This window comes from Acidithiobacillus sp. M4-SHS-6 (assembly GCF_047421495.1).
Lineage (GTDB): Bacteria > Pseudomonadota > Gammaproteobacteria > Acidithiobacillales > Acidithiobacillaceae > Acidithiobacillus.
Window position 1 is genome coordinate 2,015,282 of sequence record NZ_CP175559.1, and the last position, 24,063, is coordinate 2,039,344.

Consider the following 24,063-nt stretch of genomic DNA (forward strand, 5'->3'; position numbering starts at 1 on the left):
CATGGAAGCCCATAGCGTCAATATTCTCCCTTTGTTGAAAAATCAGTGGGGGATTACCAGACTGCAATATCTGCAGCAGATCGGCAAAATTGCGCAACAACGGGGCATAGCAGCCTATCTGGTAGGTGGCGCTGTTCGTGACTTGTTTCTGCAGCGTTACGCGCCGGATATGGATATCGCCGTCGAGGGTGATGTCCGGGCACTGGCGGAAGCCTGCAAGGCGCAGATCCCCGGCGCCGATTACCAATATCATGAGCGTTTTGGCACGGCTACTCTGCAGAACCCCCATGGCTTTGCCCTGGATATGGCCCAATGCCGTCTGGAACATTATCCCGCCCCCGCCGCTTTGCCAGAAGTCCGTCCCGGCGACATCCTCGCCGATCTGGCCCGTCGGGACTTCACAGTCAATGCCATGGCGCTGCGACTGGATCCTGAGCATTTCGGAAAGCTGCTTGACCCCTATGCGGGACAGGCCGACCTGCAACGCGGCCAACTGAGAACCCTGCATTCCCGTTCCTTCCTGGATGATCCGACGCGTATTTTACGCGGCCTGCGTTTTGCGGCGCGATTCCAGATGGCCCTCGTCCCGGAGAGCCGTCAGCAACTCAGAGAGGCCTTGCAAGCCGATATTTTTGCTCGCCTGAGTGCTGCGCGGCTGTGGCGTGAACTTCGCTACCTGCTCGAACTGGCAGTTTTACCCCAGGCATTGTCACTGTTATCCGACTGGAATCTCTGGTTCTTGCTGCGTCCCGCACCTGCTGATATCCATGCCATTCAGGCTTTGATCCAGCGCGGCCAGGAGCAAATCCAGTGGATGCAGCAACATTTTCCCCAGGAACCCATAGCCGTGACCACCGTCATGCTGATCCTGCTCTGGCAGGATTCGCCCCTGGCCGATATTCAACAGCATCTTGACCAGTGGCCTATCCCGGATCGGAGCCGACTGCAAGCGGATCTGCGCATCATCCCCGATTTGCCCAAGACCATTCCGCAAAGCATTCGCCCCAGCCAGAGAGCAAAGATCTGGCAAGGCTGCTCGGTCGCGGGCATACTGGCGGCCATGGCGATGTATCCCGATAACCCGGTGCTCGTGGACAGTGCCCGTCTTTATTTGCTGAAACAGAAACATCTCCAGCCGATGCTCAATGGACAGGAACTACAAGCGCTGGGGCTCACGGCGGGGCCGTCGCTGGGGAATGTCTTGAAATTGCTACGGGACGCTCAACTGGATGGCGAAATATCTGACAAGGAAACTGCGCAACAATGGTTGATCAAACAGGGCATTCTGCCAGCGAATCCTCGGTAATTGCCTGGATCAGTATCGGCAGCAACATGGAGCAGCCGATTGCACAGGTTCAAAAGGCGCTTGGAGCATTGGCGGAACTGCCAGACTCTGAACTGCTCTGGCACTCCCATCTGTATCGTACGGAACCCCTGGGCGGTGTCGAACAACCTGCTTTCATTAATGCCGTTGCCCGTTTGCACACCCATTTGTCAGCCCGAGCATTGATGGCCCTTCTGCAAAATCTCGAAGCCCTTGCGGGCCGGAAGCGCAATACCGAAATATTCTGGGGTCCGCGCGTGCTCGACCTGGATTTGCTCAGCCATGGTGATCTGATTTCCAACGACCCGGCCCTGCGCATTCCGCATCCTCGTATGACCGAAAGGGCCTTTGTACTGATCCCCTTGGCAGAATTCGATCACGGCCTGGTATTACCGGGATGCGGCTGCATTGCCGATTACATGATGGCCGTTGCGGTGCAGTCTGTCACGCGCCTGCCCGAATCATCAGTAACATCTCCAATAAAGGCCAACACCCACAGGGCCAGCGCGTGATTCGCCCCTGCATTATCAGTATCGAAGGCCCCATCGGCGCGGGCAAAACCACCCTGGCCTGCCGCCTCGCCGAAACTCTGGGCGGCAGTCTGATACTGGAAAGACCCGAAAACAATCCTTTCCTGCCGGATTTTTACCGCCAGACGGACGGAGCACTGGCTACCGAACTGCAGTTTTTGCTCCAGCGCATGGCACAATGGCAGGCTGCTCCTGTCGCTGCGCCCTATATCATCAGCGATTACAGTGTCCGCAAGGATGAAATATTCACCCCCCTGACCCTGCCCGCCAACGAGTTGCAGTTGTTCCAGCAAATCAAGGCGGGGCTGCACTATCAGCCGGTTCCTGCCGATCTGCTGATTTTTCTGGATGCTCCCCTGGCGACCCTCGGGGAACGCATTCTGTTCCGTGCCCGGCCCTATGAACAACATCTCGACACCGCCTATCTGGCCAAAGTCCAGCAGGCCTATCAGAACTGGCGTCGCCGCTATACGGCGCCCTGCCTGGATATCAATACCGGACAAATGGATTTTGTCCATGAAGCACGGCATAATCAAAACTTGATTAAAACGATCAAGTATCACCTGCAAATCATTGAGGAGCACTATGCACAAGAAAATTTCCCGCTGGCTTAAAGACAAACAACAGGGCATCAAGAGAGCACTGGTGACCGCATATGATTACCCCATGGCGCGCTTTGCGGCGGCGGCCGGAATGCATGGCTTATTGGTCGGAGACTCATTGGGCATGGTGGTCTGCGGAGATCAGGACACCCTCAACGTGACCCTGGAACAGATGTGCTATCACACCCGGATGGTGCGGCGCGGCGCTGGAGATTGCCTGGTATTTGCCGATCTGCCTTTTGGCAGTTATGAAAAAAGTCCGGAACAGGCCTGGGAGTCCGCCGGGGCCTTGCTCCGGGCCGGAGCCGACGTCATCAAGTTGGAAGGCGGAGCAGAAATGGCGGCCACAGTCGCCTTCTGTGCCGAACGCGGCATCAATATCTGCGCCCATATTGGTCTGACTCCGCAGCGGGTGCGACAATGGGGAAGCTTCCAGCGTCAGGGTACCAGCGATGCCGGAGCGCAGCGTCTGCATCATGAAGCCAGCATGCTCAGCGAAGCCGGGGCGCGCTTTGTCGTTCTGGAGGCCGTGCCGGATGCCGTCGCTACCCGCATCAGCCAGGGAATTGAGGCCGTCACCATCGGTATTGGTGCCGGACCGGATACCGATGCCCAGGTACTGGTAGCCCATGACCTGCTGGGCCTGGAAGCGGAAAGCCCACCCTTCGCCCGCCGCTACCTGGAGGCTGGCAAGCAGATGCAGGAAGCCCTCGCCCATTATGTCCAGGACGTTGGCAAGGGACAGTTCCCGCCGCGGCGTACACACTGACATGCCCGTCTTCAAGGATATCTCCAGCCTGCGTCAGTGGCGGCAAGGTCTGCAGGGCCCCCTGGCTTTTGTCCCCACCATGGGCAATCTGCACGATGGGCACATGGCCCTGGTACGTCTGGCCGCGGCCCGTGCCGAACATGTGCTGGTCAGCATTTACGTGAACCCCCTGCAATTCGGTCCGCAGGAGGATTTCGCGCGCTATCCGCGCAGCCTCGACAAGGATTTACAGCAACTCCACGCAGCGGGATGTTCCACCGTTTTTACTCCGGACGATGCGCTGATGTATCCCCGGGGAAGAAAAGATCTCTCCATCATCATGCCCGCCCGCAGTCTGTCCAAGCCCCTGTGCGGCGCCCGGCGTCCGGGGCATTTCGCCGGGGTCTGCACGGTAGTGAACAAACTGCTGCAGATGGTCCAGCCCGAAATTCTGATTCTGGGTGAAAAGGACTATCAGCAATTGCGGATTGTGCAGCAAATGGTGGCCGACATGAACATGACCGTGCAGGTACTCCCCGGTCCACTGCAAAGAGAAGCCGACGGGCTGGCCTACAGTTCACGCAACGCCTTGCTCAGCCCCGCCGAGCGACAGATTGCTCCGCTCCTGGCCGCCACCCTTGTCGATCTGGCCCAGCGCAGCAGATCCGGGGCCATGATTGCCGAACTCGCCCAAGCGGGTCGGGACAGCCTGGAGCAGGCGGGTTTTGTCGTGGATTATCTGGAATTGCGGGATAGCCAGACCTTGCAACTCCTGGATCATGGATTACCGGGTGCGCGCTGGTTTGCCGCCGCACATCTCGGGCAGACCCGGCTCATCGACAATGTTATGATTCCCTTATGAACCCGCGTCTCCGAGAAATTCCTTACAACTACACGTCCTTTTCCGATGGCGAAATTGTCAGTCGCCTGATCGGCACGGAAACCTGGCGCATCCTCGAGGATCTGCGCGGGCAACGGGTCACCGGGCGTTCGGCACGGATGCTGTTTGAAGTCCTGGGCGATCTTTGGGTCGTGGAGCGTAATCCATACATTCAGGATGATCTCGCCCGGGATCAGGGCCGGCGCGAAGCCCTGTGGAACGCCCTGGCGCATCGGCTCAAGGATATCCGGGCGCGGGACAAAGGAAATGCGCTGGTTTTGCGGCTCCTGGATAACACCCAGGAAGCCATCCAGACGTTCATACGACAGTTCGACGAAGACCTTCAGCTCCGCAAAAAATCCGAAAAGCGTTTTTTGAAAATAACGGTCCGGGATAACGTGGATTTCAGTGCCTATGCGCGCATTGCCCATATTACCGATGCTTCCGACTGGCGGGTGGAAATCCCTTTTGTCGTGCTTTATCCCGCCGACGAAGCCGAGGTCCAGCGCATGGTGCTGGCCTGTCGAGAGCTGGGTCTGTCCATCATTCCTCGGGGGGGCGGAACCGGCTATACTGGTGGAGCGATCCCACTCCGTCGCCATACGGCGGTCATCAATACCGAAAAACTGGAACAGATCTCGGCCATTGAATGGGTCACTCCGGCCGGACTGAGCAGAACAGTTCCCAGCATCTCAGCCGGTGCGGGTGTGGTCACCAAAGTGGTGGCCGATGCCGCCGATGCGGCGGGTCTGGTTTTTGCCGTCGATCCCACCTCCATGGATGCCTCCACCATCGGTGGCAACATCGCCATGAATGCGGGCGGCAAAAAAGCCGTACTCTGGGGTACGGCTCTGGATAACCTGCTCTCCTGGCGCATGGTCACTGCCGATGGGAACTGGCTGGAAGTGGAGCGCCTGAATCATAACCTGGGCAAAATCCATGACCAGCCCCAGGTCGATTTTCTGCTCCGGCGTTATGCTGCCGATGGCCAGACTCCTCTCGGGGAAGCGGAAACCTTGACGCTACCTGGCGCCAGCTTGCGCAAGGCTGGCCTGGGCAAGGATGTTACCGACAAATTTCTCGGCGGCCTGCCCGGCATCCAGAAAGAAGGTTGCGATGGCATCATCACTTCCGGGCGTTTTCTGCTGCATCGTATGCCCGCGCATATCCGCACCGTCTGCCTCGAATTTTACGGTACTGATCTGCATGCAGCCGTACCGGCCATCGTCGAAGTCAAATCCTACGTGGAAAGCCAGACCCATGTTCTGCTGACCGGACTGGAGCATCTGGACGAACGCTATCTGAAGGCCATCAAGTACAGCAACAAGGCGCCCCGCCATGAGCGGCCCAAAATGCTGCTCTTGGCGGACATTGCCAGCGATGATCCGAACGCGGCGGGAGCCACGGCGGCGGCGGTGGTCCGCATTGCCAATGCCCGGGGGGGTGAAGGCTTTATCGCCACCACCCCTGAATCCCGTCGGCGTTTCTGGGCGGACCGCGGCCGCACCGCTGCCATATCCGCCCATACCAACGCCTTCAAAATCAACGAAGATGTGGTCATCCCTCTGGAACAACTGGGGGCCTATACCAGGGCGGTGGAGTGCATCAATATCGAACAGTCCATCAGCAGCAAATTGCGCAGTCTGATGGCTCTGGATGAATATTTTCACGGCGATCTGGCAGAAATCCGTAAAGCCAAGGACTATGAAGATTCCAGCGAAGATCAGGCCATTGTTGCGGCCAAAAGAACAGCCGCTCTGGCCCTGATTGAAGACACGCGCCAGCGTTGGGAAGTCTTGCTCCAGCATCTGGATGAAGCGGCCGAGTTACACCCGGAGCTGCTGGATGCCCAGTCATCGACGGTCATGCATCCCGAAGAAACCCTTATCGATCTGCTCCTGCGCGGGGTATTGCGGGTCAGCTACCGGGAGCGGATAGGACGGCCACTGGAGGCGCTCTTTGCGGGAGATGCCTTCACCGCCCTGCGCGAACGGATCCGGGAAATTCACGGGGAGCATAAACGTGCCCGCCTCTTCGTGGCTCTGCACATGCACGCCGGTGATGGCAACATCCACACCAATATCCCGGTTCTGTCCAGCAATCACGCCATGCTCCAGGAAGCTGACGCCATGGTTGACCGGATCATGGCCATCGCCCTGCAACTGGGTGGGGTGATCTCCGGCGAACACGGCATAGGTATTACCAAAATGCGTTGGCTGGATCCGGAAAAAATCGCCGCCTTTGCCCGTTACAAGGCCAAGGCCGACCCGGATGATCTATTCAATCCGGGCAAGCTGCAGGCGGGTTCAGGCCTGGATAATGCCTACACTCCCTCCCTGCAACTGGTGGAACAGGAAGCCTTGCTCCTCGAAGCCAGTGAACTCGGTGCGTTGAACCGCGAAATCAAGGACTGCCTGCGTTGCGGCAAGTGCAAACCGGTCTGCATGACCCACATCCCCCGCGCCAATTTGCTTTACTCGCCGCGCAACAAGATTCTCGCAACCGGCTTGCTCATCGAGGCTTTTCTGTATGAAGAGCAGACCCGCCGCGGGGTTTCCCGGCAACATTTCGAGGCTATGAATGACGTGGCGGATCATTGTACCACCTGCCACAAATGCCTGACGCCCTGCCCGGTGGATATTGATTTTGGCAAGGTCTCCACCCACATGCGCAACATCCTCCGGGCACGGGGTGAGAAATCCTTCAATATGGGCACGCGGCTGGCCATGAGCTACCTGAACGCCACCGAACCCGGAAAGGTGCATTTTCTCCGTCAGGGCGTTCTCCAGACCATGTTCAAGGCCCAGGCTATCGCCCATGATGTGATCAAGCCCTTGTTACCCAAGGGACCACCCCCGGCCACCACGGGCAAGGCCCATGTACGTGCGGAAGTCATGCACCTTTTACGCAAGCCCCTGCCCACCAAAATGGGCGCCCAGACCATGCGCCAGCTTTTGGCCATCGTCGACGACAAGACCGTACCCATCATTCGTGACAGCGCCAAGGTCAACGACGACAGTGATGCCGTGTTTTATTTCCCCGGCTGCGGCAGTGAGCGCCTGTTCAGCGACATCGGACTCGCGACCCTGGCCATGCTCCATCACCTTGGCGCACAAACGGTCCTGCCCCCCGGCTATCTCTGCTGCGGCTACCCGCAAACGGCCGGCGGACAGGAGGATAGAGGCCAGGAAATCTCCGTGCGCAATCAGGTCCTCTTCCATCGGGTGGCCAACACCCTCAATTATCTGGATATCAAAACCGTGATTGTATCCTGCGGTACCTGCATGGACCAGTTACTGCAATATCAGTTCCAGCAGATATTTCCCGGTTGCCGTCTGCTGGATATTCACGAATATCTGATGGAAAAGGGAATTGCTCTGGATGGCGTGGCGGGAGTGCAGTATCTCTACCACGACCCCTGTCATAGCCCCATGAAAACCTACAAAGCTCAGGCGGTAGCCAGTCGCCTCCTCGGCCAGGAGGTGACCCAGTCCGCACGCTGCTGTGGCGAAGCCGGAACCTTGGCCAGCAGCCGTCCCGATATCGCCACCCAGTTGCGCTTCCGTAAAGAAGAAGTGCTGAAAGAAGGGGTTTTCCAGCTGACCGGCAGCAACAAGGCCGTGGACAATAACGTGCGCTTGCTGACCAGCTGTCCCGCCTGCCAGCAGGGTCTGGAGCGCTACCGGGAAGATACGGGTCTGGATACGGACTACATTGTCGTGGAGCTGGCGCGGAAAATTCTGGGTGCGCAGTGGCAGCAGGGTTTTATCGATGCTACCCGGCAGGGGGGCATCGAGAGGGTACTGCTCTGACCCCGTCTCTCCCATCCCAACGTCTGGGGAAAACCGACCGGACCATGCACCTGCTCTCGGCCACCTCCGGGGGGGCGGATATTGTTGCTTTTCTTCAATTCCATATGGTGTTCACTTCTGCCATGACTGGCAACCTGGCGCTCTTTGGCATTGCCGTAGGACAAGGGCATCTCCTGTCGGCCACCCATTCCCTGGCTGCTCTGATCGGCTTCATCGTCGGAATCATGCTGGCCACGCTCTGGAAAGACCATCCCCAGGCGCTCAGGATGGTTCTCGGTCTGGAAGTCACTTTTCTCGGCCTCTACGCCTTGTTGTGGATAGTTTGGGGATTTCCTGCGGACGGGGCCGTGCTCTACGCCCTGATTGTTTTTTCCGCACTGAGCATGGGCCTGCAGAGTGTGGCTGCCCGCCTCATCAACGTCGCCGGCGTACCCTCGGTAGTTTTCACCAACACCCTGACTACTATCGTCATCACCCTGGTAGAAAGTCTGCGCAAAAAGCAGTCCCTGCCCTTTGCCTGGCACCAGCAGGTCGCCGCTCTCTTTGCCTATCTGACGGGGGCGATAGTGTTTGCTTTTTTCCTTTTTCAGCTACCCGCTCTGGCCATGATATTGCCCGTCTGCCTGGTCAGCATTGCCCTGAGCACCCATTGGGCAGGGACCATCAGCCCATGACAAGAAAGCCTGAAGAGGATCCGGTTTTTCGAACCCGGATAGATGGAGTGCTGGATCTGCATGCTTTCCGCCCCAGGGAGGTGCCCGATCTGGTTCGTGAATACTTACACAGTTGCCGGGCTGCTGGTATTACCGAAATTCGGATTATTCACGGCAAAGGACGGGGCGTGCTCCGGGAAACTGTCCATGCCCTGCTGCGCCGCGAGCCCATGGTCAAAAATTTTCGCCTGGCCAATGACCGCAGTAGCTGGGGAGCCACCCTGGTGGATATTTATCCCCCAGACGTCCCCTTACCCAAGCAACGGGCAACGCCCGACAATGTGTCAAGGCCTCAAGCCCCATCCGCTCCGGTCGCCCTCCCCGGCTGGTACCGTCTCCTCCAGAAAATTTTTGCCCGGCGCTAAATCCCATGAGTAACCTGGAAGAAGGCATCACCAAATTTGCGCTGCACTGGGAACATGCTGCCGCCCCAAGTCAGGCAGAAATCGCCACCTTGCAGGACTGGCGCGATGTGCTGTTCGCACGCCGGCTCATTGGTGCCGATCCGTTACGCTACGGTGGAATCGGATTTGGCAATGTGAGTTGCCGCTGCCCCCAGGGATTTCTGATCAGCGCCACCCAAACCGGGGTGCTGCCAACCTTGACGGCAGCCCATTTCTGCACGGTGACCGGATGGAATATTGCGGGCAATCAAATCCATGCCAGGGGGCCACAAGCGCCCTCTTCCGAAGCCCTGAGTCATGCCGCCTGTTACGCCGCCCATCCGGACATCCACTGGGTGTTTCATGTCCACAGCCCGGCACTCTGGCAGGCGGCCGAACGGCTGGGTATACCGGCCACCCCAAAAGATGCGGAATATGGTACCCCCGCCATGGCCGAAGCCATCAGCCGCCTAGTCCGGGATGCCCGTCTTCCCCTGCTGCTGCAAATGGCGGGACACGAAGACGGCATCATCGCCACCGGACATACCGCTGCCCAGTGCGGGATGCTGCTACTGGAGGCCGTGCAAAATGCTCAGCTTTCCAGCGCCTTGCGCAAATAAACATCCATGTCGGTCAGATTGTTGAGCGCCCATTTCCGATAATCGTCAGGAAGATCAAGGATTTTGACTCCCTTGTACTTGCCGAAAGGCATGGTCTCGGGAATGCGGGCGCGCTCACTGAACTCCCAAAGATCCTCCCAGGAGGATGGCCGCACGGCAAGAATGACCTTGTTGAGCAATATGCGGCAAAATTTCACATCGGCCAGAGCAGAATGGGCATTTTTGAGATTATCCCGGGTTTTTTTGCGGTCCTTGCTGAAATGAAACATCAGCGCGGACTGGGAATGGCTATCCACTTCCGGCCAGAGTTTGCGGGTCATGGCATAGGTGCAGATCCGCTTGACATCGGGCTTGCCGATCACGCCCCAGTCATAATCAATACTGTGTCCCACCAGATAAGCCGTATCCTCCGGCAGGGTAAAGGTCCGTGCCGAGGGGCAATCGAGCAGGTCTTCGTCGAGAATGTGATGGACCGCCATGGCACCCATCTCGATGGGTTTATCCGGGCGATAACGTTGCACAAACTGTGCTTCCACTTCCAGGGTCTTGAGGTCACTGACCGCCAGCCAGGCTGCCTCGATCAGTTCGGGCTCCACCCGTCCCGTCGTTTCCGTGTCAAAAATCAGTGCGCGCATACCGGCTCCAGTGTGGATCAGAGAAAGGAACTGCAGGTTAATGGTGTGTTCTGCAATGGGCAAGTGACAATTTCCGGAACTTTTCCTTTCAGTCAGGCTCTTACCCCGGATAGTCTCTTTGAAAAATATCGCCAGGACCCTTGATTTGACCATTGATTTATTGAATAGAAACCCCCATTGTTCCGTTGTACCAAGCGCGTTGCTTGTTTGAAGGAGTCAGTAATGAATCAGGATCAAAATCCCTATCAGTTTCCCGACAGCATGAATCCCCAGGGAAGTCGTGCCGGCACGTCGATTGGTGCCCTTTTGGGAAAAACCTACGCCCTGCTGGCGGCTACCCTCGTGGTCTCGGCCATCGCTGCCGTGTATGGGATGAGTTCACCCTTTGCCTATGAGCATCCTTTCATCCTGATGATCGGGTCCTTTGCCCTGCTTTTTGCCGTGCAATATACCGGTGCCCATCGCAGTCCTTTTGCCGTTCCCCTGGTTTTCCTCTTTGCCGCTGGCATGGGCATGATGATGGGGCCGGCCATTGAGATATATCTGCGCATGCCCGACGGCGCGACGGTCATTGCCGAAGCACTGGGGACCACCGCCGCCATGTTCATCGGCCTTTCCGCCTACGCCATGACCACTCGACGGGATTTCAGCAATATCGGCGGTTTCCTCATCACCGGATTGATTCTGGCAATTGTAGTGTCGTTGCTGAACATGTTCTTCCTGCATCTGCCGGCCCTGCAACTGGCTATCGCCGGGGTAATCGTCCTGGTGTTCAGCGGTTTGATTCTGTTTGATACCCAGCGCATGGTCCGGGGCGGCATCCAGGAACCCGTGTTGCTGGTGGTGGGCCTCTATCTGGACATCATCAACCTCTTCATGGCCCTGCTGGAGATTTTCGGCGGCAACAACCGCAGCTGAACTCCGCAGTTTTTCCTGCCTATCATATCCGCCACCCCCTGTGGCGGATATAGCTCCGCTACCAGCCTTGCGCTATGCTCTGCGCAATGAAAAAACCCATCCGCCAGAAACGATTTGTCCATGAGCTCCGCTGAATCTTCCGCGAAGCACACTCCCATGATGCAACAATATCTCGGGCTGAAGGCAGAATGTCCTGATGCCCTGCTGTTTTACCGCATGGGCGATTTTTACGAGTTGTTTTACGAAGACGCACAGAAAGCCTCCTGCCTGTTGGGTATTACCCTTACCAGTCGCGGGCACAGTGCGGGAGAGCCTATTCCCATGGCCGGGGTTCCCGTTCACAGTGTCGATGGCTATCTGGCTAAATTGGTGGCTTTGGGTGAAAAAATTGCCATTGGTGAACAAATTGGCGACCCGGCCAGCAGTAAAGGTCCCGTCGAAAGGGCCATTGTTCGGATATTGACCCCCGGCACCATCGTCGATGGCGCCTTGCTGGACAGCCAGCAGGAACCGCTGCTGCTGGCCATCTGTCCGGAGGGAGAACGATGCGGTCTTGCCTGGCTGGATGCCGCCGGAGGGCGCCTGATGCTGCGGGAAATTCCTCTGGTCAGCCTGACTGACCTGCTGGCCCGGCGCCCCGTCGCAGAAATCATCCTGCCTGAGGACGCAGACCTGCTTATCCGTCTGCAAGGCATGCCTGCCCAGAGTCTGGATAAACACATTTTTCAGGCACATCGCAGTCAGGCGGTGCTGGATCGCTACTTTGGCGAGCGTCTCGACAGCTTTGGCTGCAACGATTGGCCCCTGGCCCTGCGTGCTGCCGGAGCCCTCCTCCATTATGCGGAATCACAGTTGCGCGGCAGCCTGGCGCAGATTCAACATTTGTACCCCGAGCGTGCAGAAGAGGAACTCTATCTGGATGCTACCGCTTTTCGCGCCCTGGAAGTGCTGGAAAGCCTTCAGGGGCAAGGTCCAACCTTGCTGTCCCTGCTCCAGAAAACCCGTACCGCCATGGGAGCACGGCTTCTGCGCCGCTGGTTGTTGCGCCCCCTGCGCCAGGGTCCGGCTTTGTTGCAGCGCCAGCAACTCGTCAGCGCGCTCATGGAAGGCCAGGGTCCAGCTCCACTGCAAAAGGCTCTGCAAGGCATTGCCGATGCCGAGCGCATTCTCACCCGCATCGCCTTGCGCAGCGCCAATCCACGCGATCTCGCCCAGTTGCGCAGCACCCTTCAGGCCCTCCCCGCCCTGCGCGAAAACCTGGGCAATTTCACGTCGGGCGTGTTGGCGACTTATGGGGAGCGCATCGGCTTGTTTACGGCCACGACGCAGCTCCTGGAAAACGCCATTGTCGACCACCCCCCCATGACCCAGAGAGATGGGGGTTATATGCGCTCTGGATATGATGCGGAACTCGACCGTTTGCAGGCCTTGAACCACAACCTCCAGGATGTGCTGCGCAATCTGGAACAGGAAGAGCGCCAGCGCACCGGCATCAGCCAACTCAAAATTCAGTACAACCGCGTTCACGGCTTTTATATTGAAATCAGCCGCAGTTATCAAGGACCCATTCCCGACGATTACCGCCGCCGCCAGACCACCAAAAATGCCGAACGTTACATCAACGATGCGCTCAAAATTATCGAAGATCAGGCCCTGTCTGCCGAGAGTCTGGCTCTCAGCCGGGAACGCCTGTTGTTTTCGACGGTGCTGGAGACGCTGCTACCAGAAGTTGCTGCCCTGCAGAACACCATGACGGCAGTTGCCGAACTGGACGTACTCAGCACCCTGGCCGAACGGGCCATATCGCTGGATTGGTCCGCCCCACGACTGGTGACTGAAAACTGTCTGCATATTCACGATGGACGGCACCCCGTGGTTGAGGCACAAATCGGCAGCCAGTTTGTACCCAACGATCTGCATCTGGATACCCAGCAGCGGATGCACCTGATTACCGGTCCCAACATGGGCGGCAAATCCACCTACATGCGCCAAAACGCGCTCATCGTCCTGCTGGCCCATATTGGCAGCTGGGTTCCCGCCCGGGAAGCCACCATTGGACCCATTGACCAGATATTCACCCGCATTGGTGCAGCGGACGATCTGGCGGGTGGCCGTTCCACTTTCATGGTGGAAATGAGTGAAACGGCGCGAATTCTCCATCTGGCCACCGCCCGGAGTCTGGTGATTCTGGATGAAATCGGGCGTGGAACCGCCACCTATGACGGACTCGCCATTGCCTGGGCTACGGCAGAAGCCTTGCTGGAGCGCGGCGCTTTCACGCTTTTTGCCACCCATTATTTTGAGTTGACCGCCCTGGAAAACCCCGGGCTGTCCAATCTCCATGTGGATGCCGTCACCCAGAATGAGCGGGTGATTTTTTTACATCACGTCGAAGAAGGGCCCGCTACCCAGAGTTATGGTCTGGCCGTTGCCAGCTTGGCCGGTATCCCGGAAAGCGTGGTGACTGCCGCCCGCAAGCGGCTGCAGCTTTTGGAGAATACTGCACCCGAGCAGCCCACAGCCCCATCCCGTCAAGCGCCGGTGCCGACACAGATTCCCCTGTTTACCGTAACACCCCATCCGCTCCTGGAGCGTCTGCAGCAACTGGATCCCAACGAGATCAGCCCCAGAGAAGCCCTGGATTTTTTGTATGAAATGAAGAAGCTGCTCTGATTTCACTGGCTCTGCGCTGGAAATACAAACCTGAAATTACATTACTGCAGGATTTGCTGGGCGGTATGGGTTCGAACCGGTGGCCCCTGCCGTGTGAAGGCTCTTGAATACCCATGAAATCTTTATCTTTCAGCCGGTTAGGATTCCATGGGAATACCTGCTGCCTGTGTCACCGCTCGTGGCGGCCAAACTGGGATGGCGGACTACCTCTGCGATCATTCGCGAACGATCCGCTTACCACCACTGACGGATCCCTTCGATGCAGGTACCCGCCACGAAACCGGAGAGTGTCCGCCCCAGGATTTGGGCCGGTTCAACCGAAAAGCCGGTGCGTGATTTCCGCGACGTGTCTTCCCTGGAAGCGGGCGATGGCCAACTCGTTGGCCGAGGGCTGGCGGCTGCCGTCGCTCTTGGCCAGGGTGCCGGCACCGTAGGGGCCGCCGCCGGTGATTTCGCTCATATTGCTGAGCTCCCGGCAACTATAGGGGACGCCGACGACCACCATCCCCTGATGGAACAGGAAGGGATGAAAGCTCAGGATGGTGCTTTCCTGGCCCCCATGCTGGGTGGCGGTGCTGACGAAGACGCTGCCGACCTTGCCCACCAGGGCGCCCTTCTGCCAGAGCGCGCCCGTGCGGTCCAGAAAATTGCGCATCTGCCCGCTCATGTTGCCAAAGCGGGTGGGAGTGCCAAAGATGATGGCATCGTAATCCCCCAGTTCGTCGGGGTCTGCCTCGGGCGCCGCCTGGGCCTTGACGTGGATGGCGGCCTGCTTCTCCGCCTCTATGGTTTCCGGAACCCGCTTGATGACCACCTCCACGCCGGCCACGGACCGGGCCCCTTCGGCCTCGGCCTCGGCCAGACTTTCCACGTGGCCCCATAAACTATGATACAGCACCAGGATCTTGCTCATATTCGCCTCCTTGTGGATGAAAAAACTCAGGCCAGACGGCCTGCGCGAAAATCTTCCATGGCCGTCCGGATACCCGGCTCGTCGTTCATCACGAAAGGCCCGTACTGGACGATGGGCTCGTCCAGCGCCTGGCCCGCCACCAGCAAAACCCGGCTGGCTTCGGTGCCCTGCAGCTCGACGGCTTCCCCTGGCCCGAGTATGCCCAGCTGCGCTGCCGAGACGGACTGCCCCAGGACCTGGACCTCACCGGTATAGGGGACCAGGAAGGCATGGCGATCGGCGGGGATTTCTTGCTCGAAACGTGCCCCGGCGGGCAGGTGCAGGTCCAGGATCAGGGGCTCGGTGATGGGTCGTTGCACCGCACCGATAACGCCCTGACTTTTCCCGGCCAGGACGATGCCGGTGATGCCGTTGGCCAAAGTGAAGCGTGGCAATTCTTCCGCCGGAAAATCCCGATACCAGGGCGCACAGAGCTTGTCGGCCGCAGGCAGATTCAGCCAGAGCTGAAAGCCGGCCATGCGCCCTTCGTTCTGTTCGGGTAATTCCGAGTGAATGACGCCTCTCCCGGCGATCATCCATTGCATCCCGCCCGTTTCCAAGAGGCCTTCATGGCCGGCGCTGTCCCGGTGGCGCATGCGGCCTTCCAGCATGTAGGTGATGGTCTCGAAACCGCGGTGCGGATGGTCGGGAAACCCGGCGAGGTAATCGTCCGGCGTTTCACTGCCAAAAAAGTCCAGCATCAGAAATGGATCGAGGCGGCGTTGCAGATCCCGCTCAAAAAGTCGGGTCAGGCGGACACCTGCACCGTCACTGGTAGGGCGGCCGCTGACGAGACGTTCGATGGCACGCAGAGAATTTTCTTTCATGGCTCGCTCCTTGGGGCGTGCTTGGATTACCCCGGTTTTTCCCATAGTATGACCTTTACTTGTTTGATAAAAGTAGGTACCGATTAGTAACCATGAGAAAGACCCGAGAAGAAAATCCCTGCCCCATGGATGCCTTGCTACGCCTGCTCATGGGGCCCTGGACTACCCAGATCCTATGGGTGCTCCGCACTCAGGGAGCCTTGCGTTTTGGGGCCTTGCTACGGCAGCTGGGACAGATTTCGGCGCGGGTCCTGACCCAGCGCCTGCGCTTGCTGGAAGAGGCGGGAATCCTCTACCGCGATTATCGTCCCACAGTCCCCCCCGAAGTGAGTTACGGCCTTACGGAAAGAGGCCGGCAACTGGGCAGTATCCTGGATGGCCTCAATGCCCTGGCTCGTGAATGGGCTGCCGAGGATGCCCCTAAAAGCGATAGCAGCGGCGCAAATGGCTAAAGACACAAAGCACTGACTGGCTACAACGATGGCAGCAAAACCGCATCGGCTTCCATCACCCGGGTTTTCACAAGGAGCTTTTGACCCATTGGCCGGAGTTCGCCGTGGAACCTAGCAGCCGCGTCACGGTGCAGCCGAGTGCAGAGGACGGCTTGGCAGAAACCATCGCAGGTTATGCCACCTGCAAGGGCAAACCCAGCGCGAAAGCCTTGGAAAAAGCATTTTCGACCGTATCCAGACGGCCCCGAAATGGTGGGTCGTAGTGGTCTCGAACCACTGACTTCCGCCGTGTGAAGACGGCGCTCTACCCCTGAGCTAACGACCCATTTTTTATGCACCAGTGGCCGATACTGCACCAGCATCTGCACCGGCCTTTATAACACTTTGATTAGCAAGTAATAAGCATTACCATGTGAAGAGGCGCTCTTCCACCGAGCCAACCACCCTTGGATGTTCCATCCAAGGAATCGGTAAAATACCAACCAAGACCTCTCAGGTCAAGCAACGCAGTCCCCAAGCAACTCCAACAACCTCACTTGCCAAATCCCGATAATTAGGCTATTTACTTTTCTTAGAAAAAAGAATGAGGAAGACGCCTATGTCAAGGCAGTACTTTATGTTCGCTAAAAATCCCCTCCAGTTGGGCGGGATCGCGCTTCTATTAGGGGCTTTGACTTTGAACGGCTGCGCCAGCATGGCACCCAGTACCGCCCTCCCGCCTTCCGCTCCATACCCGCCCCCGGCGCAAAATTCAGGCTATTCCCGGCGTGCCGAAGCCACCACCCTGGACGCCGTCCTGGTACATGCCATTTCTGAAATTGGCAAGGCTTATCGTTGGGGTGGTGAATCACCACAAACCGGTTTCGACTGCAGCGGCCTCATTCAATATGTACTGGAACAGTCCGGTGTAGACATTCCCAGAACCTCCTTTGCCCAGGCGGCCGCCCTACCCGCCGTTCCCTTGAGCCGCATCCGCCCCGGCGATCTGGTGTTTTTCAACACCATGGGACAGCCATTTTCCCATGTGGGTATTTATATCGGCGGACAGCAATTCGTCAGTGCCCTGAATCGACGCCAGGGAGTCGCCGTACAAAGTCTGCAAATTCCTTATTGGGCGGAACGTCTGGATGGGGTGCGCCGACCCATGCCCAGAGAATTACTGGCCATGCGTGATGAATAAATCATCCCGAAGCTTACTGATTTTTGACGGAAGACTGCGCACATGCCCCCGAAAATCCTCATCAGAACCCTGCTGAGTATCAGCATCACCGCCACCCTGCTTTCCGCATGTGCGACCGAGGTCGGCAGCCCCTCTCCGGCCCCTGCCAGTCTGCCTGCAGCAGTCCCCATGCCCCGCACCCAGGCTCCAACGGAACCTGCTGCACAGCAAACCTTGCCACCAACGGCTCTCGAATCCTGTGTCCGAGCCGTTTATTTTCCCAACTTTCCCCAGCAATATCAGCGGCAACTCCGGGAGATTGCCTGCCACCTGCAGGTAAGGGACGGCCTGCCCGCCAGTTATGTCATTCCCTCCCTGCAAAATGCCCGTTTCAACGCGCGCGCAGTGGCACTGATGACACCGCCGCCGCCCAGCAATAAACCCGTCGTCCCCTATCCCTGGTGGCGTTATCGAGATCAATTTCTCCATCCCGACCGCATTCAGCGCGGGTTACAGTTTTGGAACGCCCATCGCACCCTGCTTGAAGAGGTCAGTCAGAAATACGGGGTTCCGGGATCCATCCTGATGGGGATTCTCAATATCGAAACAGGTTTTGGTTCGTTCATGGGCAATTTTTCGGTGCTGAACAGCAATCTCAGTCTGGCTTTGGCCTTGCCGGGTCGGCGTCGCTTTTTTCTGCACGAAACCGCAGAAACCCTGAAACTCGCCCAAAAACTGGGGGTTTCACCGGCGAGCTTGACGGGCTCCGAGGCGGGTGCCATGGGCATGTCGCAATTCCTGGCCAGCAGTTACTTGCGCTACGGCATAGTCTGGAATGATCCCCCCGGCGGCCCGCTCCCCAATCTCTGGACTTCTCCGGCCGATGTGCTGGCTTCCACCGCCAACTTTTTCCTGGCCCACGGTTGGCAACCCGGTCAACCGGTGATGGGGCGAGTGGCCGGCACCGCTGGGGGAAACACAGACTTCTTCCTGCACGGCAAGCATCCTCTGGGACAATTACTGGCCGCCGGAATTCGGCCCGAAGCGCCATCGGGTTTACCGGCTGACACCCCCGTCGGCCTGCTCCGCCTGCAAACCGCCGAGGGACCGACCTTGTTTATTGCCTATCCCAATTTCTACGCCATCATGGGCTATAATCCCAGCGTCTATTATTCTGCGACTGTGTGGGCTTATGCCCAGGCCATTCAACACGCCCTGAACGGCTGATTACTTGCCGTGTTGCACCAGAGGGCGATGGTCTCGGCACATTGTCTCGGATCATCGCCTCTGTGCTAAGATGAGGCTCTCCTGATACCTTGCCATGAGGCCCGGTGTGCCCATACAACCCGCTGCAAAAACTCGCGTCGACCAGATTATCAGCGCCCGTTGGATCATTCCTGTCCGTCCCCGCACAGTTCTGCACCATCATGCTCTGGCCATTGCCCAGGGGCGCATTGTTGCCATTGGCCCGCGCGACGAGATTTTGGACAACTACAGCGCAGCCGAGAGCACAACGCTGGATCAGCATGTCCTGATGCCCGGTTTCGTCAATGCCCATACCCATGCAGCCATGACTCTGATGCGCGGTCTTGCCGATGACCTGCCCCTGCTGACCTGGCTGAACGAACACATCTGGCCGGTGGAAGGACGCTTTGTCAGCCCGGAATTTGTCCGCACGGGCACGGAACTGGCCATTGCCGAAATGCTGCGCGGCGGTACCACCACCTTCAACGACATGTATTTTTTTCCGGAAGCAGCGGCTCTCAGCGCGCAAGACATGGGCATGCGGGCACATATCGGCCATGTCATCATGGATTTTCCTACGGCCTATGCGGCCAATGCCGACGCCTGTCTGCAGGCCGCCGCTGATCTCCTCCCGCGTCTGCGCAAGCTGCCGCTGATTCGGCAAAGTCTGGCGCCCCATGCGCCCTACACAGTCGCCGATGCGGGCTTGCGCGGTACCCGGGAACTGGCAGAGGCCGAGCAACTACCCATTCACATGCACGTCCACGAGACCGCCCACGAAGTGGAAGAAGCCCTCGCCCTGCACGGGCAACGCCCGCTGGCCCGCCTCGCAGCATTGGGCCTTCTCAACCCACGTTTTCTGGCCGTACACATGACCCAATTGGATGCGGATGACCTCCGCATCTGCCGGGATAGCGGACTGCATATTGCCCACTGCCCGGAATCCAACCTCAAGCTGGGCTCGGGTATTGCACCCATAGTCCGGATTCGCCAGCAAGGCATTGGCCTTGCCATTGGTACGGACGGCGCGGCCAGCAATAATGATCTCGACATGCTCGGTGAGATGCGCACGGCAGCCCTGCTCGCCAAAGGCATCAGTAACGACCCAACCGCTTTTCCTGCCTGGGAAGCCCTGGAAGCCGCCACCCTGGATGGTGCGGAAGCCATCGGCTGGGGAGACCTGACCGGCAGTCTGGAAATTGGCAAGGCTGCCGATTGCATCGCCATTTCCCTCGATCATCCTGCGACCTTCCCCGTGTACGATCCGGTGTCCCAAGTGGTCTATTGTGCCGGACGCGACCAGGTCACCCATGTCTGGGTAGAAGGTAAAATCCGCATCTGCCAGGGGCTGGCTATGGACTGGGATGCATCGGTATTATTCAGCCGTGCCCAGAATTGGGTAAAGCGCATTCGCGAGAGGGATCAGAACCCATGAATATGGACCAAGCCGAAGTCAGCAAATTCGATGCACTCGCCAGTACCTGGTGGGATCCCCACGGACCTTTCCGGACGCTGCACGAAATCAATCCCTTGCGGGTTGATTTTATTGCCAATGGCTGCCAGGGACTGCGCGGCAAACGCATTCTCGATGTGGGTACGGGTGGCGGACTGCTGGCGGAAGCCATGGCCCGTCAGGGTGGGATAGTGACGGGCATTGACCTGGCAGCAGATGGCATCGAAGCGGCCCAGGCCCATGCGCAGATCGGTCATCTAACCATTCAGTACCGCAAAGTGGCTGTCGAGGATCTGGCCGAAGAACAGCCACAATCCTACGATGTCGTCACCTGCATGGAAATGCTGGAGCATGTTCCCGATCCCGCCGGCATTGTCGCCGCCTGCTCGCGATTGCTGAAGCCTGGCGGCGAAGCGTTTTTTGCGACCCTCAACCGCCATCCCAAGAGTTATCTTCTGGCGATTCTGGGCGCTGAGTATGTTTTGGGTCTTCTGCCGCGCGGCACCCACGATTACCAGAAGTTCATCCGTCCCAGCGAGCTCATTGCCATGACACGCAAGGCAGATTTGCAGACCCTCGCCCTCAAAGGGATGCATTATGACCCCATCCGCCATCAAGCCCGCCTCAATGATGACGTGACCGTCAATTACCTGGTGCACACCCGCAAACAGGATGACTAAGGGGGGCGCAGTGCTCTTTGATCTGGACGGTACCTTGGTAGATACCGCTCCCGATCTGGCAGCCGCCGCCAACCATCTGCGCGCGCAGCAGGGACTTTCTACTCTGCCCCTCAGTGCCTTGCGTCCGGTAGCTTCACAGGGCGCCAGGGGGCTGTTACGCGTGGCTTTTGGCCTGCAACCGGAAGATGCGGCTTTCCCGTCCATGCGCGACGCTTTTCTGGAGCAATATAGGTCTAAAATATGCCAGCACAGCACCTTGTTTCCGGGCATGACGCAGGTTTTGCGTTGGCTGGAAAACCAAGAAATCCCCTGGGGGATCGTGACCAACAAGCCGGGTTTCCTGACCACTCCCCTGCTCGCGGCATTATCCTTGCCGGTTTCTCCCGGCGTGGTGGTCAGTGGGGATAGTACAGCTCGCGCCAAGCCAGATCCCTTGCCAGTTCTTCATGCCTTACGACAACTGGGTGTCGAATCGCGGCAAAGCATCATGATTGGTGATGATCATCGCGATATCCTCGCTGGCCGTACGGCGGGCACCCAATGCTGGGCAGCGGGCTGGGGCTATGTGGAAGCCGGTGATCTTCTGGAAAACTGGGGTGCCGACCAGATCATTGCCCGCAGCGAATCACTAGAACTCGCCCTTTTCCATTTCCACGCCACCCAATGAAACGGGATGCTGCTGGCTGCGGGTGATTTGCAGCAAGGCAGCAGAAAGAATCAAAATTCCGCCCAGCAGTTCCAGAAAACCTGGATTTTCTCCCGCCAGCCACCAGGCAGAAAGCGCACCGACAATCACCTCAAAAGGCATGATCACGGCGGAAACGCTCACGGGCATTCTGGCCACTCCATACTGAACAGCCAGGGTTGCCCCAGCAATCCAGAACCAGGAAAAGCCCAGCAAGTCAACATAATGCGCCGGAGACAGCGTCGGCCAGGACTGGAACCAGGCAAAAGGCAGAGCCAGGAGCACACAGCCCCACCATACGGAAGTGGCACGATGCACATCCCCCAGAGCCTCGTCCGCACGCAGCACTACATTACTGAGGGCAAAAGCGAGGCCCGAGGAAATTGACAAGAGATCATTGCTGCTCAGATCATCCAGGGAAAATCCTTGTCCATGGCTGACCACCAGCGCCGATCCACCCACCGCCAGCAGTGCCGCCATGGCACCTCGCCATCCTACCGCTTCCCGTAAAAAAATCCGCGCCGCAAAAATCGCCCAAACCGGAGATAGATAGAACAGCAAAAGCATCCGTACCACTTCGCCATGGACCAATGACATCATGAAGGCCACATTGGTCCATCCGCCAAAAACCAGGAGCCCCAGCAGCGTCCAATGATGTCCATGCAACTCTCTTCGTCGCCTCCAGGACCACCATCCCGCTGGCAGGGCCAGCAGCAGATAGGTCACCAGAATCAGCCAGGCACCATGCAGGCCTGCCTGATTAAAATAGCGCAAAGGCAGCCACAAAACGCCCCAGAGACTGGAACCCAGCAGCAAGGCCATGACGGGTAGACTATGCTGATGTCGTGATGTAATGATATTAATCAGGACAGGATCCTCTGAACAAACCATGCATGTACCATATCAACGATTCATCGGTTTACTTTGTCGCGTCCATAACTCTGCATAATGTCCTTTAGCCTGTAATAACTGCTGATGATTACCCATTTCAGTAATCTGGCCATTAGCCATGACAATAATACGATCAAAGTGAGCAATCGTAGAAATACGATGGGCAATGGAAATCACTGTACGCCCGGCCATCAACGCATCCAGTTCACTTTGAATCTCCTGTTCTGTCACAGAATCCAAGGCGGATGTAGCTTCATCGAGAATCAATATAGGGGCATTCTTGAGAAATACGCGGGCAATCGCAATACGTTGTCTCTGTCCTCCAGAAAGCTTGATACCACGCTCACCTACCTGGGCGTCCAGGCCGGTTCTACCGTAAGAATCCACTAAATCCATAACAAAAGAGTCTGCACGGGCTTTACGCAAAGCCGCTTTCACTTCTTCCCGGGTAGCACTTTGCCGCCCATACCTGACATTATCGAAAATGGATCGATGTAATAAGGAAGTGTCTTGAGAAACTACGCCGATATACTGACGAAAACTTTCTTGCTGCAAACCCCTGACATCTTGACCATCAATAAGAATATGCCCCTGATTTACATCGAAAAAACGCAACAACAAGCTGACCAGCGTAGATTTTCCTGATCCAGAAGGACCCACAATGGCCACTCTTTCTCCCGGAGCGATATGAATCGAAACATCATCAATATGTTTGATCTCGTCAACGGTTCCATCCTGCTGGTGGTAGCTAAATGACACATTGTCAAAATCAATTTGACCTGCTTTGAATATAAAGGGTTTGGCCATTTCTGCATCGCCCATCAAGCGGGGACGGTCAACGGAGCGCATACCATCCTGAACAGTTCCAATATTCTCGAATATTGCCGAGAGATTATTCGCGACCCACCCCGACATATTCGCGATCTGCCAAACCAGTGGCACAGCAGTAACCAAAATCCCCACTGAGATCATGCCATCATGCCACAACCAAAGTCCTACACCGGTGGTACCACTGAGCAGCAACGCATTCAGCATGGTCAAGGAAGTCATCCAGGTAGTGACCATACGCAACGATGCACGGAACGCTGAGGTATGCTTGCTTAGGGCGTCTCGGACAAATTGATCTTCGTCTTCTGATTTGGCAAATAATTTAACCGTGTGAATATTGGTATAACTATCCACAATAGCTCCGGTCAGACCTGAGCGAGCCTTGGAAAGTAAGTTAGAACGCTGTGTCAAGCGAGGGATAAAAAACCACATCAAGAGTCCATAAAGAAAAAACCACATAAAAACTGGTGCAGAAAGCGCCCAACTTTGCTGAGCGAGGATAATGATTGAGCTGATGCCATAAGTTAGCAGATACCAGACTGCTGTCAGCGTGGCTACTGTACTTTCTCTTAGGGAAGGTCCCGTTTGCATTACTCGATTGGCGATACGTCCGGCAAAATCATTCTGAAAAAAACTCCAGCCCTGACGGATGAGGCCTCGATGATTCTGCCAACGAATCAAATTGGTAAAATTCGCAGCAATTGCCTGATTGGTTACCAAATCATGAAAGAAATGAATAAGTGGACGGAGTACGATGATGACCAAAGCCATGAGCAATATGCTATGTAGCTCGCTTGCAGGCAAGGCATCAGACTTCGCATGAGCCACATAACCAGTTATCTTACCAATAAAAACAGGAATAGAAAGATCTACAATAGCGGTTACAAAGCCTGCAAAAAAAAGCAAAACCATAGATCCTTTTACTTGAGATATATAATTCCAATAAAAATTCCACACCGAAGAGCGATCAGTATGATCAATAATTTCATGTGTTTCATGATCTCGGAATATATCAATCATATTCTCGAAAGTCTTATACATTCTACCCACCCA

22 protein-coding genes, 1 tRNA gene and 1 pseudogene are annotated in these 24,063 nt (G+C 57.1%); 18 read left to right on the top strand and 6 right to left on the bottom strand.

What is annotated here, in order from left to right; translation table 11 throughout:
- The first annotated feature begins 1 nt into the window (after position 1).
- From ACJU26_RS10505 to ACJU26_RS10545, 9 genes are read left to right on the top strand one after another with little or no spacing between them, the layout of a single operon-like run.
- Positions 2-1,306: a CCA tRNA nucleotidyltransferase gene (locus ACJU26_RS10505; protein ID WP_414039602.1), complete on the top strand. Its 1,305-nt coding sequence runs from the start codon at positions 2-4 to the stop codon at positions 1,304-1,306.
- The gene (gene folK, locus ACJU26_RS10510; protein ID WP_414039603.1) at positions 1,264-1,836 is read left to right on the top strand and encodes a 2-amino-4-hydroxy-6-hydroxymethyldihydropteridine diphosphokinase; all 573 of its coding nucleotides are present in this window, start codon (positions 1,264-1,266) and stop codon (positions 1,834-1,836) included. The genes ACJU26_RS10505 and folK overlap by 43 nt, the downstream gene beginning before the upstream one ends.
- The gene (locus tag ACJU26_RS10515; RefSeq protein ID WP_414039604.1) at positions 1,833-2,468 is read left to right on the top strand and encodes a deoxynucleoside kinase; all 636 of its coding nucleotides are present in this window, start codon (positions 1,833-1,835) and stop codon (positions 2,466-2,468) included. The genes folK and ACJU26_RS10515 overlap by 4 nt, the downstream gene beginning before the upstream one ends.
- A complete protein-coding gene (gene panB, locus ACJU26_RS10520) occupies positions 2,440-3,225 on the top strand; it encodes a 3-methyl-2-oxobutanoate hydroxymethyltransferase (RefSeq protein ID WP_414039605.1) in 786 nt (261 codons plus the stop codon). Before ACJU26_RS10515 ends, panB begins: the two co-directional genes overlap by 29 nt.
- A 1-nt stretch (position 3,226) precedes the next feature.
- Positions 3,227-4,066: a pantoate--beta-alanine ligase gene (gene panC, locus ACJU26_RS10525; RefSeq protein ID WP_414039606.1), complete on the top strand. Its 840-nt coding sequence runs from the start codon at positions 3,227-3,229 to the stop codon at positions 4,064-4,066.
- Positions 4,063-7,896, top strand: a complete 3,834-nt coding sequence (locus ACJU26_RS10530; RefSeq protein ID WP_414039607.1) for a DUF3683 domain-containing protein — start codon at positions 4,063-4,065, stop codon at positions 7,894-7,896. Before panC ends, ACJU26_RS10530 begins: the two co-directional genes overlap by 4 nt.
- Positions 7,897-7,940: 44 nt before the next feature.
- Positions 7,941-8,570: a YoaK family protein gene (locus ACJU26_RS10535; RefSeq protein WP_414039608.1), complete on the top strand. Its 630-nt coding sequence runs from the start codon at positions 7,941-7,943 to the stop codon at positions 8,568-8,570.
- The gene (locus tag ACJU26_RS10540; protein WP_414039609.1) at positions 8,567-8,974 is read left to right on the top strand and encodes a Smr/MutS family protein; all 408 of its coding nucleotides are present in this window, start codon (positions 8,567-8,569) and stop codon (positions 8,972-8,974) included. The genes ACJU26_RS10535 and ACJU26_RS10540 overlap by 4 nt, the downstream gene beginning before the upstream one ends.
- Positions 8,975-8,979: 5 nt before the next feature.
- A complete protein-coding gene (locus tag ACJU26_RS10545) occupies positions 8,980-9,612 on the top strand; it encodes a class II aldolase/adducin family protein (RefSeq protein ID WP_414039610.1) in 633 nt (210 codons plus the stop codon).
- Here ACJU26_RS10545 and ACJU26_RS10550 read toward each other — a convergent pair.
- The gene (locus ACJU26_RS10550; RefSeq protein ID WP_414039611.1) at positions 9,585-10,247 is read right to left on the bottom strand and encodes a putative quorum-sensing-regulated virulence factor; all 663 of its coding nucleotides are present in this window, start codon (positions 10,245-10,247) and stop codon (positions 9,585-9,587) included. The two genes, ACJU26_RS10545 and ACJU26_RS10550, sit on opposite strands and share 28 nt — an antisense overlap.
- 222 nt (positions 10,248-10,469) lie before the next feature.
- Between ACJU26_RS10550 and ACJU26_RS10555 the strand changes: the two genes are divergently transcribed.
- Positions 10,470-11,165: a Bax inhibitor-1 family protein gene (locus tag ACJU26_RS10555; protein WP_414039612.1), complete on the top strand. Its 696-nt coding sequence runs from the start codon at positions 10,470-10,472 to the stop codon at positions 11,163-11,165.
- Positions 11,166-11,321: 156 nt separating this feature from the next.
- The gene (gene mutS, locus ACJU26_RS10560) at positions 11,322-13,838 is read left to right on the top strand and encodes a DNA mismatch repair protein MutS (protein WP_414039613.1); all 2,517 of its coding nucleotides are present in this window, start codon (positions 11,322-11,324) and stop codon (positions 13,836-13,838) included.
- 313 nt (positions 13,839-14,151) lie between these two features.
- On the opposite strand, the gene wrbA is transcribed toward mutS, so the two are convergent.
- On the bottom strand, positions 14,152-14,751 hold the full coding sequence (gene wrbA, locus ACJU26_RS10565) for an NAD(P)H:quinone oxidoreductase (RefSeq protein ID WP_414039614.1): 600 nt from the start codon (positions 14,749-14,751) through the stop codon (positions 14,152-14,154).
- Between the two features lie 26 nt (positions 14,752-14,777).
- Positions 14,778-15,617, bottom strand: coding sequence for a pirin family protein (locus tag ACJU26_RS10570; protein WP_414039615.1), 840 nt, complete (start codon positions 15,615-15,617; stop codon positions 14,778-14,780).
- Between the two features lie 92 nt (positions 15,618-15,709).
- Between ACJU26_RS10570 and ACJU26_RS10575 the strand changes: the two genes are divergently transcribed.
- Together ACJU26_RS10575 and ACJU26_RS10580 are read left to right on the top strand one after the other, a co-directional pair.
- Positions 15,710-16,069 carry a winged helix-turn-helix transcriptional regulator gene (locus ACJU26_RS10575; protein ID WP_414039616.1) on the top strand — a complete coding sequence of 120 codons (360 nt, stop codon included), beginning with the start codon at positions 15,710-15,712 and terminating at the stop codon, positions 16,067-16,069.
- Between the two features lie 17 nt (positions 16,070-16,086).
- Positions 16,087-16,332: pseudogene (locus ACJU26_RS10580) on the top strand (hypothetical protein); the annotation flags it as partial.
- Here the strand turns inward: ACJU26_RS10580 and ACJU26_RS10585 are convergent.
- Positions 16,320-16,394, bottom strand: a tRNA-Val gene (locus tag ACJU26_RS10585). The pseudogene ACJU26_RS10580 and the gene ACJU26_RS10585 sit on opposite strands and share 13 nt — an antisense overlap.
- Positions 16,395-16,685: 291 nt before the next feature.
- On the opposite strand from ACJU26_RS10585, the gene ACJU26_RS10590 reads away from it, so the two are divergent.
- From ACJU26_RS10590 to ACJU26_RS10610, 5 genes are all read left to right on the top strand, one after another.
- Positions 16,686-17,249, top strand: a complete 564-nt coding sequence (locus tag ACJU26_RS10590) for a C40 family peptidase (protein WP_414039617.1) — start codon at positions 16,686-16,688, stop codon at positions 17,247-17,249.
- A 42-nt stretch (positions 17,250-17,291) separates the two neighbouring features.
- Complete coding sequence (locus ACJU26_RS10595) at positions 17,292-18,455, top strand: lytic murein transglycosylase (protein WP_414039618.1); 1,164 nt, start codon at positions 17,292-17,294, stop codon at positions 18,453-18,455.
- 106 nt (positions 18,456-18,561) lie between these two features.
- Positions 18,562-19,908, top strand: a complete 1,347-nt coding sequence (locus ACJU26_RS10600; RefSeq protein WP_414039619.1) for a TRZ/ATZ family hydrolase — start codon at positions 18,562-18,564, stop codon at positions 19,906-19,908.
- The gene (ubiG, locus tag ACJU26_RS10605; RefSeq protein WP_414039620.1) at positions 19,905-20,606 is read left to right on the top strand and encodes a bifunctional 2-polyprenyl-6-hydroxyphenol methylase/3-demethylubiquinol 3-O-methyltransferase UbiG; all 702 of its coding nucleotides are present in this window, start codon (positions 19,905-19,907) and stop codon (positions 20,604-20,606) included. The genes ACJU26_RS10600 and ubiG overlap by 4 nt, the downstream gene beginning before the upstream one ends.
- A complete protein-coding gene (locus ACJU26_RS10610) occupies positions 20,599-21,273 on the top strand; it encodes an HAD family hydrolase (protein WP_414039621.1) in 675 nt (224 codons plus the stop codon). The genes ubiG and ACJU26_RS10610 overlap by 8 nt, the downstream gene beginning before the upstream one ends.
- On the opposite strand, the gene ACJU26_RS10615 is transcribed toward ACJU26_RS10610, so the two are convergent.
- The gene (locus ACJU26_RS10615; RefSeq protein WP_414039622.1) at positions 21,235-22,182 is read right to left on the bottom strand and encodes a DMT family transporter; all 948 of its coding nucleotides are present in this window, start codon (positions 22,180-22,182) and stop codon (positions 21,235-21,237) included. The genes ACJU26_RS10610 and ACJU26_RS10615 overlap by 39 nt on opposite strands.
- A 12-nt stretch (positions 22,183-22,194) precedes the next feature.
- Complete coding sequence (locus tag ACJU26_RS10620; protein ID WP_414039623.1) at positions 22,195-24,051, bottom strand: ABC transporter ATP-binding protein; 1,857 nt, start codon at positions 24,049-24,051, stop codon at positions 22,195-22,197.
- Between the last annotated feature and the right edge of the window lie 12 nt (positions 24,052-24,063).

What these genes read in the sequence shown, in the direction of transcription:
- ACJU26_RS10530 (WP_414039607.1), top strand. Translation starts at nt 4,063, where the DNA reads ATGAACCCGCGTCTCCGAGAAATTCCTTACAACTACACGTCCTTTTCC.
- wrbA (WP_414039614.1), bottom strand. Translation starts at nt 14,751, where the DNA reads ATGAGCAAGATCCTGGTGCTGTATCATAGTTTATGGGGCCACGTGGAA.
- ACJU26_RS10595 (WP_414039618.1), top strand. Translation starts at nt 17,292, where the DNA reads ATGCCCCCGAAAATCCTCATCAGAACCCTGCTGAGTATCAGCATCACC.
- ACJU26_RS10615 (WP_414039622.1), bottom strand. Translation starts at nt 22,182, where the DNA reads ATGGTTTGTTCAGAGGATCCTGTCCTGATTAATATCATTACATCACGA.
- panC (WP_414039606.1), top strand. Translation starts at nt 3,227, where the DNA reads ATGCCCGTCTTCAAGGATATCTCCAGCCTGCGTCAGTGGCGGCAAGGT.
- ACJU26_RS10590 (WP_414039617.1), top strand. Translation starts at nt 16,686, where the DNA reads ATGTTCGCTAAAAATCCCCTCCAGTTGGGCGGGATCGCGCTTCTATTA.
- ubiG (WP_414039620.1), top strand. Translation starts at nt 19,905, where the DNA reads ATGAATATGGACCAAGCCGAAGTCAGCAAATTCGATGCACTCGCCAGT.
- ACJU26_RS10620 (WP_414039623.1), bottom strand. Translation starts at nt 24,051, where the DNA reads ATGTATAAGACTTTCGAGAATATGATTGATATATTCCGAGATCATGAA.
- mutS (WP_414039613.1), top strand. Translation starts at nt 11,322, where the DNA reads ATGATGCAACAATATCTCGGGCTGAAGGCAGAATGTCCTGATGCCCTG.
- ACJU26_RS10505 (WP_414039602.1), top strand. Translation starts at nt 2, where the DNA reads ATGGAAGCCCATAGCGTCAATATTCTCCCTTTGTTGAAAAATCAGTGG.
- ACJU26_RS10610 (WP_414039621.1), top strand. Translation starts at nt 20,599, where the DNA reads ATGACTAAGGGGGGCGCAGTGCTCTTTGATCTGGACGGTACCTTGGTA.
- ACJU26_RS10550 (WP_414039611.1), bottom strand. Translation starts at nt 10,247, where the DNA reads ATGCGCGCACTGATTTTTGACACGGAAACGACGGGACGGGTGGAGCCC.
- panB (WP_414039605.1), top strand. Translation starts at nt 2,440, where the DNA reads ATGCACAAGAAAATTTCCCGCTGGCTTAAAGACAAACAACAGGGCATC.
- ACJU26_RS10575 (WP_414039616.1), top strand. Translation starts at nt 15,710, where the DNA reads ATGAGAAAGACCCGAGAAGAAAATCCCTGCCCCATGGATGCCTTGCTA.
- ACJU26_RS10535 (WP_414039608.1), top strand. Translation starts at nt 7,941, where the DNA reads ATGCACCTGCTCTCGGCCACCTCCGGGGGGGCGGATATTGTTGCTTTT.
- ACJU26_RS10545 (WP_414039610.1), top strand. Translation starts at nt 8,980, where the DNA reads ATGAGTAACCTGGAAGAAGGCATCACCAAATTTGCGCTGCACTGGGAA.
- folK (WP_414039603.1), top strand. Translation starts at nt 1,264, where the DNA reads ATGGTTGATCAAACAGGGCATTCTGCCAGCGAATCCTCGGTAATTGCC.
- ACJU26_RS10555 (WP_414039612.1), top strand. Translation starts at nt 10,470, where the DNA reads ATGAATCAGGATCAAAATCCCTATCAGTTTCCCGACAGCATGAATCCC.
- ACJU26_RS10540 (WP_414039609.1), top strand. Translation starts at nt 8,567, where the DNA reads ATGACAAGAAAGCCTGAAGAGGATCCGGTTTTTCGAACCCGGATAGAT.
- ACJU26_RS10570 (WP_414039615.1), bottom strand. Translation starts at nt 15,617, where the DNA reads ATGAAAGAAAATTCTCTGCGTGCCATCGAACGTCTCGTCAGCGGCCGC.